The sequence below is a fragment of the Peterkaempfera podocarpi genome, from assembly GCF_042466665.1.
Lineage (GTDB): Bacteria > Actinomycetota > Actinomycetes > Streptomycetales > Streptomycetaceae > Peterkaempfera > Peterkaempfera podocarpi.
In genome coordinates this window covers 6058931-6074435 of sequence record NZ_CP162102.1, presented here as the reverse complement: position 1 = coordinate 6074435, position 15505 = coordinate 6058931, and the positions used below count along the sequence as shown (strand labels likewise).

The window sequence follows — 15505 nt, the reverse complement described above, 5'->3', positions numbered from 1 at the left end:
GAGAGGCACGCGCAGTGAACCACGAAAACCACGACCCGAACGACGACCTGTTCGCCCGGCTGGAGGCGGACCTGAACACCGACTTCTCCATCGGGGGTGAGGTGGTGGACCTGGACAAGGCCCGCACCACCCGCCGACCCGCCGATGACACCCCGCCCGCGGCGGGCCCGGTGGACACCGCGCCGGATGAGGACGACGACCCCGAAGAGTCCGTGTACGTCGACGACCCCGACACCCCCGCGCCCACGGCCGTGGAGCGGCGGCGGGAGCCGATCCTGCCGAAGTGGGCCAGCAACGCCGAGCAGTTCAAGGCCGCCGCCCGCTGGGCTGCCGGGCAGGCCGCGTACGTCACCGCCTTCCACGCGGCCCGATCCCCGCTGTACGCCGCGCGCCTGACGGCCCGTGCCCCGCGCGGCGCCGCGCGGATCGTCGGCGGCGCCGGCCGGTGGGTCGCCGACTCCCAGGGCGCCCCGATGCGGGCGGTGGCGGTGCGCAAGGAGGATGCGGAGCTGTACCTGCGGCTCACGCGCCAGCGGGATGCCAAGGTGCGGCTGCGCGCCCTGATCGCCGTCCTGGCGGGCGCGTTCGGGATCGCGTTCGTGGCGGTGCTGCTGGTCATGACCCCCGGCTGGACCCATCTCGCCCTCGCTGCCGCCACGGTGGCCGCCCTGGGGTGGGCGGGCGCTCCGGCGGATGCTCCGCTGGTGACCCGGGCGGTGGTCAAGACCAAGGCACCCCGCCTCACCTCGGACATCGTGGAGCGGGCCCTGCTGGCCCTCGGCATCGGTGGCATGGGCAAGGGGGAGATCACCTTCCCCGCCCCCATCACCCGCGACGGCCCCGGCTGGCGGGCCGATGTGGACCTGCCGCACGGCGTGACGGCCGGGGACATCATGGAGCGCCGCAAGCGCCTCGCCTCGGGACTTCGCCGCCCGCTGGGCTGTGTGTGGCCGGAGGGCAACGCGGACGAGCACGAGGGCCGCCTCGTGCTCTGGGTCGGGGACAAGGACCTGTCCAAAGCAGAGAAGATCCCGTGGCCGCTCGCCCAGACCGGACGCCACGACCTGTTCAAGCCGGTGCCGTTCGGCCGCAACCCCCGCGGTCAGTGGGTCGCGGTGCCGCTGGTGCAGCACAACGTCCTGTTCGGCTCCCAGCCCGGCCAGGGCAAGACCTCCTCCGTGCGCGTCCTGGCCGCGGGAGCGGCTCTCGACCCGACGGCGGAGATGTGGACGCACGAGCTGAAGGGCTCCGGCGACCTGGACCCCTTCGAGCCCATCTCCCACCGGTTCGTCTCCGGCATCGACGACGACTCCATCGAGTACGCCGCCGACTCCCTCACCCTGCTGCGCAAGGAGGTGATGCGCCGCACGGGGGCGCTGAAGAAGCTGCCGCGGGACCTGTGCCCGGACAAGCGCGTGACCAGGGAGATCGCGGACAAGCGGATCGGGCTGCACCCGCTGGTGTGCATCGTGGACGAGTGCCAGAACCTGTTCGCCCACCCCAAGGTGGGCAAGCAGGCCGGGGAGAACGCCGAGTTCATCATCAAGATCGGCCGCGCGTTCGGCGTGATCCTCATCCTCGCCACCCAGCGCCCCGACAAGGACTCCCTGCCCACCGGGGTGTCGGGGAACGTCTCGATCCGGTTCTGCCTGCGGGTCGCCGGCCAGGTCGAGAACGACATGATCCTAGGCACGAGCGCCTACAAGAACGGCATCCGCGCCACGACCTTCCGCCCCGAGGTCGACGCCGGACTCGGCTACCTCGCGGGTGCGACGGCCACGCCGACCGTGGTGAAGACCGCCTACCTCGACACCCCCGTCACCGAGGCGGTCGCCGCGCGCGCCCTGGCGATGCGCAAGGCGGCCGGCACCCTCACCGGGCACGCGCTCGGCGAGGTCCCGGAGCGCTCCGACCCCCACGCCACGCTGCTGGACGACCTGGAGGCCGTGTGGCCGTCGGGCGAGGCCCGGGTGTGGGGCGAGACCCTGACCGCCGCCCTGGCCACCCTCCGCCCGGACACCTACGCCGGGTGGGCGCCGGAGCAGCTGGCCGCGGCCCTGCGGCCCCTCGGGATCGAGCCGGGGCAGATCGGCCGCCGCATCGACGGCAAGACCGTCAACCGCCGCGGCTACGACCGAGACCACATCACCACCGTGATTGCGGAGCGTGACCGTAACCGGTCCGCCTGACCGCCCGCCCGGGGTGCTAGCGCTAGCGGCACCACCCCGCTAGCGCTAGCACCCCCGATAGCACCCCACACCGCTCCCACCAGGGTGCTAGCGCATAGCACCCCACCTGCGAAAACCCCCGAATCTCGGCCTGGAGGCCCCCGATGCCCCTCCTGCTGCTCGCTATCGCCTGCCTGTTCGTCGTCACGCTCGGTTACATCGGACTATGTGCGGCTCAGCCGTTCGGCCCGTGCCGCGCCTGCCGCGGACTCGGCTTCCAGACCAAGACCGACCGCCGCGGCCGGACCAAGCGCGGCAAGGACTGCCGCCGCTGCAAGACCACCGGACAGCGCATCCGCACCGGCCACCACCTGCTCAACCTCTGGCGCGAGATCTACCGCGCCAGCACCCGCTGACCCGCCTGGGCACCACCCGACAGATCAGGAGTCCTGCCGTGCTCATCACCCTGTCCACCGCGTTCGTCTTCGGCCTGATCACCGCCGTCCTGGTGTGGACCAAGCGCGTCGGCTTCGGCACCGCGCTTGCGGTGTGGCTGTCCGGCTTCACCCTCGCCTCCACCGGCCTGGCCGGACCCGTCAACTCCGCTCTCGCCTCAGCCATCACCGCCCTGTCCGGCATCCACTGACCCTGAGAGGAGACCTGCCGTGACCTCGCTTCCTGCACGCCCCGCGCCCCCGGCTGTCCGGCCGCTGGCCGCCGCCCACCTCAAGGACGCCGTCCGCGCCCTGGAGGCCGGCGACCGGGCCGCCGCCGTCCGCGCCCTGATGGACATCGACCCCGACTCGTGGGTCGGCATCGAGCACCGCCTTGCCCTGCTCGGGGAGGACCTGGCCGCCCTGCTCACCCTCGCGGCCACAGACGTGACCCGGTGAACGGCGACACCGTGTTCCTCGCCGCCGCCACCGGCCCTGCCGTCCTGCTGCTGCCGCCCCTCGCCCTGGCCTGGCACCGCTCCGCCCGGCAGGGCGCTGCGGTGCTGGCCATGCTCGATGCCGAACGCGCCAAGCGCGCCCACCAGGCACCGGACGACAACCCGCCGCCGGACGGAGGGCAGCCCACCCCGGCGCCTGTCGGCTTGGCCCCCGTCATCTCCCTGCACCGTCACCACACCCCCGCCGCCTTGCTGCGGCGCGCTGTCTGAGGAGGCCCCGGTGAGTGCTCCTGCCAGTACCGTTTCCGGTCGCATCTACAAGCGCACCCGGGTGCGGGGCTTCGCCCCGTGGACCCCGCGCCCGCACGTGCAGGACCTGGTGGACCGGGTCCGCGCCGTGCTGGACGAGAACCGGCAGTACCTGCCCATGACGGCCCGCCAGGTCTTCTACCGGCTGGTCGGCGCGCACGGATACGACAAGACCGAGCAGGCATACGCCCGCCTGCTGGAGACCCTGAACCGGGCCCGGCGCGCCCGCATGATCCCGATGCAGTCCATACGCGACGACGGCGGCACCCAGGTCGGCCCCGGCGGCTGGGAGGACCCGGCGCAGTTCTGGAGCGCGGTGCGCGCCACTGCGGAGGGCTACACCCACAGCCTGGATGACGGGCAGCCCGTCTGCGTGGAGCTGTGGGTGGAAGCCGCCGGCATGGTGCCCATGGTCTCCCGCGTGGCTGCCGAGTTCGGGGTCGCCACCTACAGCTCCGGCGGCTTCGACTCGGTCACCGTCAAGCACAGCGCCGCCCGCCGCATCGCTTACCGCGAGATCCCCACCACCGTCCTGCACCTGGGCGACCACGACCCCAGCGGCCTGTCCATCCTCGACTCCGCCGCAGAAGACATCTCCGCGTTCGTGGCCGACCTGAACGGCACCGCACCCACCTTTGTCCGGCTTGCCGTGACAGAGCAGCAGATCACCCGCTACCGGCTGCCCTCCGCGCCGCAGAAGACCACCGACCGGCGCGGCGACCACATGCACCACACCGTGCAGGCCGAGGCCATGAGCCCCACCGAGCTGACCGGCGAGGTACGGGCCGCCCTCGAAGCCGTCATCGACCTGGACGCCCTCACCGCCGCCCGACGACAGGGCGAGCGCGAGCGCGAGCAGATCCTCACCCGGCTGGACGACTTCGCCCAGTAGCACCCACCGCACGGCAGGCAGGCCGTGCACAGCACGACCCCGGGCACGGGACGGCGTCACTCGGCAAAGGTCCGCCGCCCGGCCCGGGGCCCACCTGACCAGAGCAGATCTGAACAGGAGATCCCAGGATGCACCCGATCGCGCTGCCCGCGCAGCGCCACCTCCCGGCCATCCTCGCCGCGAGCCTCCCGCTCGCCGGATGGGCCGCCACCACCACCGTCCTCACCCGCCGCCTGGACGCGGCCCGCCGCGACCCCCTCACCGGGTTAGCGACCCGGGATGCGTTCACCGCCCACGCCACCCGCCTGATCACCCGCCGCCCGGTGCTGGTGCTGCTGGTCGACCTGGACGGCTTCAAAGCCCTGAACGACACCCGCGGCCACGCCGCCGGGGACGCCGTCCTCGCCCACACCGCCCACCGCCTGCGGGCCGCCGTCGGCACACGCGGCGCCGCCGGCCGCTTCGGCGGGGACGAGTTCACCGCCGCCCTACCCACCGACCCCGACGACGCCCTGCACGCGCTGGCGTCCCTGCACTACCAGCTCACCGAACCCACCCCCTACGACGGGGAGCTCCTGCCGGTGGGTGCTTCTGTCGGCGGCTACCTCGCCACCCTCGGCACCACGCTGGCCGACGCCCTCACCGCCGCCGACGCCGCGATGTACGCGGCCAAGCGGAACGGGAGCGGCTGGCAGCTGTCCGAACACCCCGCCCCCACCTACACCGCCGCCCCCCGCCGCTGGCGCCGCCACCGCCCCGCCACGGCCCACTGACGCCCCCTCCGGTGTCGCTGCCCGGCGCGGCGGCCCCGCACCCCTCGCTTGTCCCTCACCGAAGGGAGCTGCACCCGCATGACCGCAACACCCGACCTGCTGGTCGCCGCCCTGGACCTCGCGACTGCAGGAGTGCCCGTCCTGCCCCTGCGGGCAGGGAAGGTCCCGTTCGGCAACTGCTCGACCTGCCGCGACGGCGCCTGCGGTGGCCGGCCGAACATGAAGACCCCCGGCCCCTGCCACTGCCTGGCCCCCTGCCATGTCTGGGCCGCCGCCACCACCGACCCCCGCGTGATCACCTCCCCTGCCTGGGCCCGGGCGTGGCGGCAGGCCGTAGCCGTCGCCTACCACCCCGGCAGCGCCGGCCTCACCGTCGTCGACCTCGACAGCGCACAAGCCATCGCGTGGGCTCGCGCGAGCCTCCGCCACCCGCATCGTGCGCACCACCAGGGGTGAGCACTGGCTGTACCAGGGCGTCATGCAGTCCGCCAACGCGGTGCGGCCCGGCGTGGACGTCAAGTCCACGATGGCCTACGCACGGTGGCTCGGCCCTGGCGCCGGCACCATGACCGCGCTCCCGGCGGTCGTGCGCGCGCTGGCCGTCAAGGAACCCGCTACAGCCGGGCCGATGCCGCAGGCCATCACCCCGCCCTCGCGGGCCGGGAACGGGGAGTGCCGCCACCGCACGCCCGCCTATCTGAACCGTGGCATCGCCATGGCAGAGCAACGCATCACCGAGGCCTCCGGTGCGGTGCACGCCACCGTCTACCGGACCTTCCTTGCCGTGCTGTCCACGCACGGTCGGTGCAGCTGCCTCACCGACGCTCACGTCGCGCGGCTGTTCACCGCCGCCCAGACCAAAGGCGAATCGCCCCGGCACTGCACCGACGCATGGACAAACGCCCTTAACCGGTTGGGACTGTGACCATGGCCGACGACGAGAAGAACCCCGCCCGCGAAGTCATCACCGACTATGCACGGGCCCACTTCCGGTACTTCCGCACCGCCGACGGCACCGTGTACGCACAGAAGAACGGCCACCCCGTCGCCCGCCCGATCCGCTCCCAGGGCACCACCGGCAGCCACCGCCAGGAACTCATGGTCGGCCTCTTCAAGGACGGGCGCGGCGTGTTCAACGGAACCGCCCTCAAGGAAGCGCTCGACCTGATCGAAGCACTCGCGCTGTCCGAGGACGTGCAGCCCGTCCACATCCGCGTCGCGCCCGGATTCGACCAGGCGACGTGGCTGGACCTGGGCCGCAACGACGGGCAGTCCATCCGCATCCACCCCACCGGCTGGAACATCACCGTTCCCGACCCCCGCGAGGTGTGCTGGCGACGCACCCAGCTCACCGGCGAACTCCCGGTGCCGGCCAAGGACACCGACGGCAAGGGCATCGACCTCCTGCTCAGGCTCTGCAACTTCGCCAACGCCGAGACCGAATGCCTGGCCCTCGCCTGGCTGATCGGCTGCCTCGGACCCTCCGTCCCCGTCCCCGCCCCCTTCCTCACCGGCCCCCAAGGCGCAGGCAAATCCACCGGCGGCCGGATGCTCATCAGGATCGTCGAGGGCATGAGCAGCGACCTGCGCCGCGCCCCCAAGGACGAAGAGAACCTGATCGCGGCAGTTGCGGCCGGATGGGTCACCGCCCTGGACAACCTCTCCCACATGACCCCGGACCTGTCCGACGCCATGTGCTGCATCGTCACCGGCGCCGAAAACGTCAAACGCGCCCTGTTCACCGACGGGGACGTCTTCCGCGCCCGCTACCGCCGCCCCCTCCTCCTCACCGGCATCGACGTCGGCGTCATCCGACCCGACCTCGCCGAACGCCTCCTGCCGCTGCGCCTGGAACGCCCCACCGTCCGGCGCACCGAGGCGGAACTGTGGGCGGAGTACGCAGAGATCCTGCCCATCGTCCTCGGGTCCCTCCTCGACCTCACGGTCAAGGTCCGCGCCGCCGAAGCGGAGACCCCCACCGACCTGCGGATGGCCGACTTCGCGCACCTGTGCGCGCAACTCGACGCCGCGACCGGCTTCGGGGCACTCACCGCCTACCGCGCCAGCCTGGACGACCTCAACGACGACGTCATCGAAGGCGACCTCCTCGCCCAGACCGTCCTCAAGCACGCCAACACCCTCGATCCGGGCGCAGAACAACGGATGACCTCCACCGAATGGCTGCACCTCCTCAGCAGCCTCCACAGCGGCGACGACTGCCGTCCACTGCCCAAGGGCTGGCCGACCACGGGAAAGGTCCTCTCCGATCGACTCAAGCGCCTTCAGCCCACCCTCGCCGCCCGAGGGGTCCTCATCGACTCAGGCCGCACCAGCGAGGGCCGCTACCTCGAAATGACCCGCCAACCGGCCCCGCCGCCCAGCGAGCAGAAACGGATGTTCTGACCCCCGTGCTGCGCACGACCGCCCCCCGGACAAGCAAGAAGAGCACCCCCGGCCGCGCGTGCTCTTCTTGCTGTTCGGCGCAACGCGCCGCCCCAGGGTCGCGCCGCGCAGCGGCTCCTTCTTCACGCGCGAGCGGCACCGCACCACAACAGGCACCCCCTCTTTTGTCCTAAGAGGGAAGACGCTGCGTCATCTGCGTCATGAGGGCCGAAAAACAGCACCTGACCTGCGGCGACAAGCATGACGCAGACGACCGCGCCTGCGTCATCCTGCGTCATCTGCGTCATGGACTCCGTCACCCATGACGCACCGATGACGCGGCCCCTCGCCGCCGCGTCATACAAAGCCGCAGGTCAAAAGACCGAATGACGCAGATGACGCAATGACGCAGAATCCCGCACCTCGGACAGACCAGGACTCCCGAGAAGCCCCCGAAACCAACAGTGACGTGAGTCGACTTCCGAGGACCACATAAGCCGAACGCGTTCCGCTCAACTCGACACCCGCGCCGACGCCACCGCGGCGGCCACCCTGCCGTAACCCGTCCCGCCGCTGCCGCCACGCGCCGGTAGCGGCACCAAATCCGCTACCGCTACCCAATCCGCTACTTCGATCACGCCCCCTGACCTGCACGGTAGCGGCAGTAGCGGATTCCTGGGAGAGAAAAGGGCAGGGCTTGGCCGCGCCTGCCTGCGCTCCCCTCCCGCCGCGTCCCGCCGCTGTCCCGCCCACCGAGGAGAAGCAGCAGTGATCACCGCCGCACCCCAGGCTCTGACTGTCCCGGAAGTCATGGCCGCCCTGCGTCTGAGCCGCAGCGCCGTCTACGACCTGATCCGCTCCCGCGAGCTGCCGAGCTTCAAGGCCGGCCGCTGCCGCCGCATCCCCGCGGAATGCCTCGCCACCTACATGAGGAACAAGACTGAGGAGAACGCCGCCTGATGGCCCGCAAGAGGAACCCCAACGGCGCTGGCAGCATCTGGCAGCGCACCGACGGCCGGTACGAGGCACGCGTCTACGTCCCCCAGCCCGACGGCACCCGCAAGCGCAAGACCGTCTACGGCCGCATCTGGGAAGAGTGCGACACCAAGCGTCAAGAACTGGTCCGCCGCGACCGCCAGGGCATCCCGACGCCTACCCGCTCCGCCAAGCTTTCCGAATGGCTCCCCTACTGGCTGGAGGAGTTCGTCCGGCCGGAGCGCAAGCGGACGACCTACGCCAAATACGAGACGCACCTGCGTCTCTACCTCCTGCCACTGTTGGGCTCCAAGCGACTGGAGACTCTGAGCACAGCAGACGTGCGGCGGATGGTCGCGGAGGTCTCCAAACGGGCGTCGTCTGCAACGGCCAAGGAGTCGCACCGCGTCCTGCGGAGCGCCCTCACGGCGGCGTGCCGAGAGGAGCTGGTCAGCCGCAACGTGGTGCAGTTGGTCCCGGCGCCGCGTGTCGAGGCCCGCGAGACAAAGCTGTGGGATCTGGAGGAGACCCTGGCGTTCCTGGAGGCGACCCGGGCGGACCCGCTCCACACGGCCTTCGTGCTGGCCGTGGCACTCGGGCTGCGGCGCGGTGAGATTCTGGGCCTGCGTTGGAGCGACATCAACCTGGACCGCCGCACGCTAGCGGTCCGGCTCCAGCTCCAGCGGGTGCGGAGCGAGCTGTACACCGACAGCACCAAGAACAGGCGGACGCGCATCATCCCCCTGCCGCTGATGTGCATCGCCCCACTGCGCTGGCAGCGGATGCGGCAGTCCGCGCAGCAACGGGCCGCTGGGGCCGACTGGCAGGGAGGCGACTACGTCTTCACCACCCGAAGCGGCCGGTCCATCGAACCGCGGAACCTCAGCCGTTCCTTCGAGCGGATCTCGGCAGACGCCGGGCTCCCCCGCATCCGCCTCCACGACACCCGGCACGGATGCGCAACCCTGCTGTTCGCCGCCGGCGTCGCACCGCGAGTGGTGATGGAGATCCTCGGTCACTCACAGATCGCGGTAACCATGAATATCTACACCCACGTGTCCGACGACAACCGCCGTGAGGCCATGGGCCACATGGACCGAATCCTGAAGCGACGGCGCCCGACCAACTGAGCCGTTACGTCACCTTCTGCCGTCAAAGGTTCTCCACCTGGATCCTGCGTCCCAGGGGTGCTGCAACAACCCACCTCAAGGGGCGCCGTTTTTGAGCTCAAGTAGGGCCCGAGTGCGTCTCAGGGACGCAAAGGCCCTGGTCCCTGAGCCGGGAAGTATTCCTCCGGCTCAGGGACCAGGGCCTGAGCAGCGGCTGACATTTTCATCGAGGCATTATATATTTTTACTAATGATCTCATCCACAAACACCACGAGACTTTCCATTCCCATCAATGCATAGCCGACAGCATCCTTTTCCTTGGCCGGCGTGGTGTCATATTGGGAATGATTTTCCCAGGAATTATGAGCGACATTTCCTCGCGACTTGCCAAATGCAGTCATCGTATCAAGCCAAGAGGCATCGAAGGCTGCGTGGTCGATCCCCAGTGGGAGGAAAAGATTTAGGATGTCCTTTTCAGTTACGCCGTTGTTTCTTCTTGCCCTACCCCCCAGATCGCCAGTTATTCCAAAGAGGCGTTCGATGGGGCCTTTCTTCTCCTTTTGAGAAACCGAAGTTGGCGGAAAATCGCACTTATCCTTGAAGTCAAGCATGGCCTGCGCTGCTGATGTCACATTTCCCGTCTTCCTCGCCGTTCCCCATATCTCTTCAACCGCCAGGTTCACTAGCGCTTCTATGAATCCCTCGAACTCGGCATGACACAGAAGACGGTACCCCAGCATGGAGTCTTGCTCATCGCGAGGGTAAATATTCTTTCGAGTTTCCTCCGGGAGTAGAACTTCCAGCTCCCTAAGCCTCCGATGCAGCTTCGAAAGAAGCTTCTCCGCCTTGGTCACGGGTAACTGATCCTCTTCCCCTCAAGGTGAGGGATGGGGAAGGATTGGTCGAGGACCCTGCTTAGAGCCTCTCCCCAGACGCGGAAACGCCGACTGGTGGCGTCCAGCGTTTTCGTGGTGGACTTGAGCGAGTCGGCAAAGTCGGAATCTTCGAGGCTCAGGCGCTCAAACTCACGCTTCACTGCAACACGTCTATCCAGTGCAGCGCTTGCGATCTCTGAACTGGAAAAGTAGAAGGCCATGATGTCGAAAACCGTCCGGTTGAACCTGCGCTCGTAACCTCCCGCGGTATACCGATGAAAGGCGTCCTTGTCGAAGATCTCGCGCGTTATATCGATAGCGTTGTCACAGCTCGCCGCTGCTGCCTCAACCTCATCCTTTTTGGTGATCCAATCACCATTCAGCACTTCGCATGCGTCATCGAGAAACTTCTTCAGGTTTCCCGAGTATTCAGCAATCCGAAACCTAAAAGCAATGAAGCGAACCAAGAGTTCGACGTCACGCATACGGAAGTCGGCTTTGGAGATCCCCAGGAGCGAATTGATCTGGCGACTCTCGGCCGCATATCGGTCAGCAAATGTCGTGAAGCGTCCCGGCGAGAGAGCCTGGCGAAGTTCTTGGGGCGAGAGCGGAAGAGTCTGATGATTCAGGCGATGGAAGACCAAATGAAGAAATGAATTACTTGGCCACTTTCGAATTACGACCGTTCGAATCGTGCGATTCTTGAGACGGCGAACGTACTTCTTGTGAACAGGATCTTCTGAGAGTTGAGTGCACGTCAGGCCGTTCAGATGCTCCAGGGCTGAAAGGCCGACGAGCTTGAATCCTTCTTTGTCATCAAAGAACTTCTCAAGCGTAATCAGCCTTTGCTTGCCATCGATGACGATGTAAGTTCCGTCGTCTGGGTCTTCTTCGGCGAGAACAAGCTGAGGAACGGGAAGCCCGAGCATCAGCGACTCAATAAACTTACTCTTGCGCGCCACTGTCCACGCATCGCGCCTTTGGAAGTCCGGATTAAGATCGAGAGCAGTGTCCTTCAACTGGCTCAGAATTGTTTCGACGGTCCAGTCCGTGGGGGCCAAAGAAGTCTCGGCGAAGTCGAATTCGGAGATACCTTCAAGATCCGAATCCTCTTCTTCGCCGATTGACTCAATCTCCTCCCCGAGGAGCCCGGCCTCTTCAAGGGGATCATTCTGACCGTCTGTCACTTGCCCTCCGCTTATTCAAGAATCGCGTTTAAGAGGCTGACCAAGCCTAGGCAAGGAGTCTAGCGCCGCGAGATCTAGGAGGGGGCTGGTTGGGTGAGATTACCGGTGGGCAACGGCGAACTGCGTGGCTGTGCCATCTGCTGCTCTGGGCTCGCGGAGTCCTGGCTCTGCGTGGTGCCCCCGACGGGAGGTCTTGGCTGTTGGATGCCCCGGCTTGTGCGCCGAATCAAGTGCCGGCGGCAGGCCGGCTGACCACTGCCGTCACCTTCTACCGTCAAAGGCCCTGGACCATGATCGGTCCGGGGCCTTTGCGCTGGTCAAGTGGGGTGGGCGCAGACGGTTTCGAACCGCCGACCCCTGCTTTGTAAGAGTGACCAACACTTTGGTGATCATTCTCGGTCTTGCTCGATGATAACCGTCCTCGCAGCTCAGAGGGGTTGGATCGGGAGACGCGTACACCCTCCTTGCTCCGACTTTCACGGCCCTTCTCCATCCTTCCGTTCCCATGACGTTCCCATGGGAACTCCTGAAGGCCTCTCCGGGTGAAGGTCTACGGCCTGGCCGAGGCGACGGCATTCCCACGAACCGGTGAGCACCGTTGAGGTTTTGGAGTGGACCGACGGCATGCCCCTCGCAGCGGAGCCCGAGCTCCTCCGCTAAACGCGCGGGCCACTCGAGGTTATCGCCCAGAAGACTACCTTGACCGGGATGGAACCACGGCGTGCTGAGATCAGAGCATGGGTCCATCCGGCCAGGAGCCGGACTCGCCCCAGGCCCCGTCGAAGTCCACCTGCTCCTCCTCTCGCCATCCCTGATACTCCGGGTGGGGGTGCGGGAAGCCGCTCTGACCGAACAGGTTGGGCAACTCTCCGCGCACGAGCCTCACCAAGAACTCCGCCATGCCGCAATCAAACTCCAGCCACGGGCTCTCGCGGAAGCCATGCTGACGGCGGCTGACCACCGTGGTCCACTGCTCGGGATCCTGGGACCCGCACCGCCAGAAGACGTCGTCCGCGGTGGAGGTCGAGCCCCACCGGAGCAGCCCGCCTGCCGGCGCGCCCGGCCGCTCCGCTGCGCAGTCCGCCGCGTACTCGTCCATGAGGGGTACGCCGTGCAACAGTGTGCCGTACAGGGAGTCCTCCACTGGGGGCGTCAGGACGGAGAGGAAGTCGTCCATTCCGCCGCCCCCATAGCAGCCCACGAAATCGCGGTAGTCGGCGGGCAGCACCAACCCGCAGGTCGACCGGACCTCGTCCCAGTCAACCGTGTCCCCGCCCGACGCGGGCGGCTCCATCCGCGTGAGCAGTTCTTCCACAGCCCAGTGCATATGTGCTCCCGCTCGTACGAGGTAGTGCCCTCGGAGGCCAGCCACCTGTGGCCCGCGAATGGTAACTTGCACGTCAGTGACGGCTCATGCTCGACGTGGTCACGTCGCTCCGGTCTGACATTCAGGCCGCCCACGTCGATGCTCAGCTGCTTGAGGATTGGCGAAACGCTGGACCGCGGCCTGGCGGCCCGCCACTACGTGGCTGTCCGCAGAACGCCATGCCCTAAGCGGCAGCGTCTTGTGACCGCTGCTGCCCGGCTGCGGGGGCACCGCAGCCCCGACCCGAGCCACTCACCGTCCCACCCACCTGCGCGTTTTCCCACCGGAGCAGCCGTGTGTGGCCTACCAGAGCGGCGTGCGCAGCCGTGTCTGGTTGCTCTGGCCTTCCAGGACAACCCGGTTCACTGGTGCCACCGGCCGCGGCGCTCGCCGGACCGCCAAGCCGTGCATGGAGTGTCCGAGAGGGCGGCGGATCATATGCTGCGAGCCGCCGCCCATAAGACCCCTTAACCACGCAACCCAAGAAGTGCGACAATTGCGGAGGCGACGGTCTGTGCAGCGGCCGCAACGGCACCGGACACACGTCCGGCTGATAGCCCACCGAAGGCCGGTAGGAGAATGCCCAGTGTGGGCCAGACGGAGCCACCCGGCCCACTGCTGACGTGGGCGCCAGCACAAATTCGCCAGCTGGAGTGCGCGAGGAGAGGATGCCTCGTCTCCCATTGCTGCCACTCTCGATGAGCGGCGGCGTTGAGGTCTAATACTCTCACTCCTCCAGGTATCTCCCGCCAGCATCGAGCCAGTCATCGACAGCCTCTAGCAACCCCCGAGCAATTCCCTTGGATTCGATACTGCAATCGCTTGATTCCAATAGGAGAAAAGCTTCCTTCATGACCTCAGCTGAATATCGGTCCACGTGAAGGGAAAGAAAGTAGGCAGGGTCGACAGCCGACCCGAGAAGCTCGCCTTGACTCTCTTCGGCCACTGACGTTTTCTCAGCGAAATGATCTACGCGTAGCGGCGTGAACTACCGCATGTGTGAACAGGCCGGGCGAGCTGGGCCCGGCTGCGGACAGACGTAAAGCCCCTGGTAGGACAGGTCTCACCACAAGATCATGTCCGCAACCACCAGAGGCTTCACGTTGGTCACCTATGTTGCCACGCTCGACGTCCCGCGCCACGTCGTGGACTACCTCTCGCGCCTGTTGGCCGCGCACCGGCGGCAGATCGGTACCCCGCGCGGCAGCCGCGCGCTCGGCACGTTCCGCCAAGCTGTGCTGATCCTGCGCTGGTTCCGCGAGCGCGGCTGCGTGCACTGCCTGGCCCGCGACGCCGGCGTCTCCCAGGCCACCGGCTACCGCTACCTGCACGAAGGCATCGACGTCCTCGCCGACCAGGCCCCCGACCTGCACGAGGTCCTGGACCGCAGCCGACGCCAGGGCATGACCCACGTGATCCTCGACGGCACGCTCATCGAATCGGACCGCCTCGCCGGCGTCCGCGACAACGGCAACGACCTGTGGTTCAGCCAGAAGCACAAGGCATTCGGCGGCAACGTGCAGTTCCTGGCCGCCCCCGACGGCACCCCGCTGTGGGTCTCCGACGTCGAGCCCGGCTCCACCCCCGACATCACCGCCGCACGCATCCACGCCCTCCCGGCGCTGTACAAAGCGGCCGCCGATGGCCTGCCCACCCTGGCCGACAAGGGCTACATTGGCGCCGGCATCGGCATCCTCATCCCGGTCCGGCGCCCGAAGGGCCAGTCCGAGCAAGCTCTGCACACCGACACGCGAACCACGAACAGCCTGATCAGAGCCATCCGAGCCCTCGGCGAACGCGCCGCAGCCGAGCTCAAGCAGCGCTGGCGCACCCTGCAGCACGTCACCATCAGCCCCAGCCGGATCGGCGACATCGCCCGCGCCGCCCTCGTCCTCAACGGAATCTGGAAGTGATCACCGCTGAGAAAACGTCACTGACAGCAGCCATTGCGCCTGCCCCTCACTCATGCCAGGGAAAACCACACTCCAGTACATGTCTCGTTCATCACTATTCTCGGTTTGCGCCATGGAGTCAGCATCCAATCGGAGTGAGCAGGGCATCGGTCGTGGCCCCCCGCGTGGACTTGCCCCCTAGGGCCTTTATCGAATTTGCGATCTTCCAAGTCCCTCCGTTGTGAGAACCATCACCGTTGCCAATGTCTTGAGATATGAACGTCTTTCCGTTTGTAAATATCTTCCGACCTTTAAGGCGCTGCCCCGTGTCCCGATAGCCAAGATAATCCGCCAAATCAGCTGCTTGCTTGCTGGTCGGCGGCTCCTGGTGGACAACGGGCGATCTTGGTCGTGAACCCGTCTACCAGGAGCTTCGCTGCGACGTACAGCCCGCCGGCCTCAACGTCTGTGTTCAGATCGCCGCATCCACCAGCTCTGCCAGTCCGGCCTCGGCGGCCCGAAGCGGGACACGAACATCGAAGGTGTAGCCCTCATCGCAGAAAACCAGGTCAAGACCGTCCGGCGTCAGTCGGCGGAAGAGGACCCCCAGCCAGATGGCGTCCTCATATGCGGAGGGGACGGGGTCTGACGGAGCGAGGCATCCGGCCGACCCCAGGAGTGCAA

General features: G+C 67.3%; 15 protein-coding genes and 1 pseudogene. 12 read left to right on the top strand and 4 right to left on the bottom strand.

The genetic code is table 11. From position 1 onward, the window contains the following. Positions 1-14: 14 nt before the first annotated feature. From AB0761_RS26665 to xerC, 11 genes and pseudogenes are all read left to right on the top strand, one after another. On the top strand, positions 15-2189 hold the full coding sequence (locus AB0761_RS26665) for a cell division protein FtsK (RefSeq protein ID WP_377271664.1): 2175 nt from the start codon (positions 15-17) through the stop codon (positions 2187-2189). A gap of 143 nt (positions 2190-2332) precedes the next feature. Next, a complete protein-coding gene (locus AB0761_RS26660) occupies positions 2333-2584 on the top strand; it encodes a hypothetical protein (protein ID WP_377271663.1) in 252 nt (83 codons plus the stop codon). Between the two features lie 38 nt (positions 2585-2622). Beyond that, positions 2623-2814 (top strand): hypothetical protein, encoded by a 192-nt coding sequence (locus tag AB0761_RS26655; protein WP_377271662.1) that lies wholly within the window; start codon positions 2623-2625, stop codon positions 2812-2814. Positions 2815-2833: 19 nt separating this feature from the next. Continuing rightward, on the top strand, positions 2834-3061 hold the full coding sequence (locus AB0761_RS26650; protein ID WP_377271661.1) for a hypothetical protein: 228 nt from the start codon (positions 2834-2836) through the stop codon (positions 3059-3061). Next, positions 3058-3330 (top strand): hypothetical protein, encoded by a 273-nt coding sequence (locus tag AB0761_RS26645; protein WP_377271660.1) that lies wholly within the window; start codon positions 3058-3060, stop codon positions 3328-3330. Before AB0761_RS26650 ends, AB0761_RS26645 begins: the two co-directional genes overlap by 4 nt. Positions 3331-3340: 10 nt before the next feature. Then, the gene (locus AB0761_RS26640) at positions 3341-4261 is read left to right on the top strand and encodes a hypothetical protein (protein WP_377271659.1); all 921 of its coding nucleotides are present in this window, start codon (positions 3341-3343) and stop codon (positions 4259-4261) included. A gap of 128 nt (positions 4262-4389) precedes the next feature. Next, complete coding sequence (locus AB0761_RS26635; protein ID WP_377271658.1) at positions 4390-5034, top strand: GGDEF domain-containing protein; 645 nt, start codon at positions 4390-4392, stop codon at positions 5032-5034. Between the two features lie 78 nt (positions 5035-5112). Next, a pseudogene (locus tag AB0761_RS26630) lies at positions 5113-5959 on the top strand (bifunctional DNA primase/polymerase). 2 nt (positions 5960-5961) lie between these two features. Then, positions 5962-7437: an ATP-binding protein gene (locus tag AB0761_RS26625; protein WP_377271657.1), complete on the top strand. Its 1476-nt coding sequence runs from the start codon at positions 5962-5964 to the stop codon at positions 7435-7437. Between the two features lie 747 nt (positions 7438-8184). Beyond that, positions 8185-8376 carry a helix-turn-helix domain-containing protein gene (locus AB0761_RS26620; RefSeq protein WP_377271656.1) on the top strand — a complete coding sequence of 64 codons (192 nt, stop codon included), beginning with the start codon at positions 8185-8187 and terminating at the stop codon, positions 8374-8376. Beyond that, the gene (gene xerC / locus AB0761_RS26615; protein WP_377271655.1) at positions 8376-9521 is read left to right on the top strand and encodes a tyrosine recombinase XerC; all 1146 of its coding nucleotides are present in this window, start codon (positions 8376-8378) and stop codon (positions 9519-9521) included. Before AB0761_RS26620 ends, xerC begins: the two co-directional genes overlap by 1 nt. A 213-nt stretch (positions 9522-9734) precedes the next feature. On the opposite strand, the gene AB0761_RS26610 is transcribed toward xerC, so the two are convergent. From AB0761_RS26610 to AB0761_RS26600, 3 genes are all read right to left on the bottom strand, one after another. Continuing rightward, complete coding sequence (locus AB0761_RS26610) at positions 9735-10355, bottom strand: hypothetical protein (RefSeq protein WP_377271654.1); 621 nt, start codon at positions 10353-10355, stop codon at positions 9735-9737. Beyond that, on the bottom strand, positions 10352-11563 hold the full coding sequence (locus tag AB0761_RS26605; protein WP_377271653.1) for a DUF262 domain-containing protein: 1212 nt from the start codon (positions 11561-11563) through the stop codon (positions 10352-10354). The genes AB0761_RS26610 and AB0761_RS26605 overlap by 4 nt, the downstream gene beginning before the upstream one ends. 730 nt (positions 11564-12293) lie before the next feature. Beyond that, a complete protein-coding gene (locus AB0761_RS26600; RefSeq protein WP_377271652.1) occupies positions 12294-12878 on the bottom strand; it encodes an SMI1/KNR4 family protein in 585 nt (194 codons plus the stop codon). Between the two features lie 1154 nt (positions 12879-14032). Here AB0761_RS26600 and AB0761_RS26595 point away from each other — a divergent pair. Beyond that, positions 14033-14842: a transposase family protein gene (locus AB0761_RS26595; protein ID WP_377273905.1), complete on the top strand. Its 810-nt coding sequence runs from the start codon at positions 14033-14035 to the stop codon at positions 14840-14842. 118 nt (positions 14843-14960) lie between these two features. On the opposite strand, the gene AB0761_RS26590 is transcribed toward AB0761_RS26595, so the two are convergent. Next, the gene (locus AB0761_RS26590; RefSeq protein ID WP_377271651.1) at positions 14961-15176 is read right to left on the bottom strand and encodes a toxin C-terminal domain-containing protein; all 216 of its coding nucleotides are present in this window, start codon (positions 15174-15176) and stop codon (positions 14961-14963) included. Positions 15177-15505: the final 329 nt, after the last annotated feature.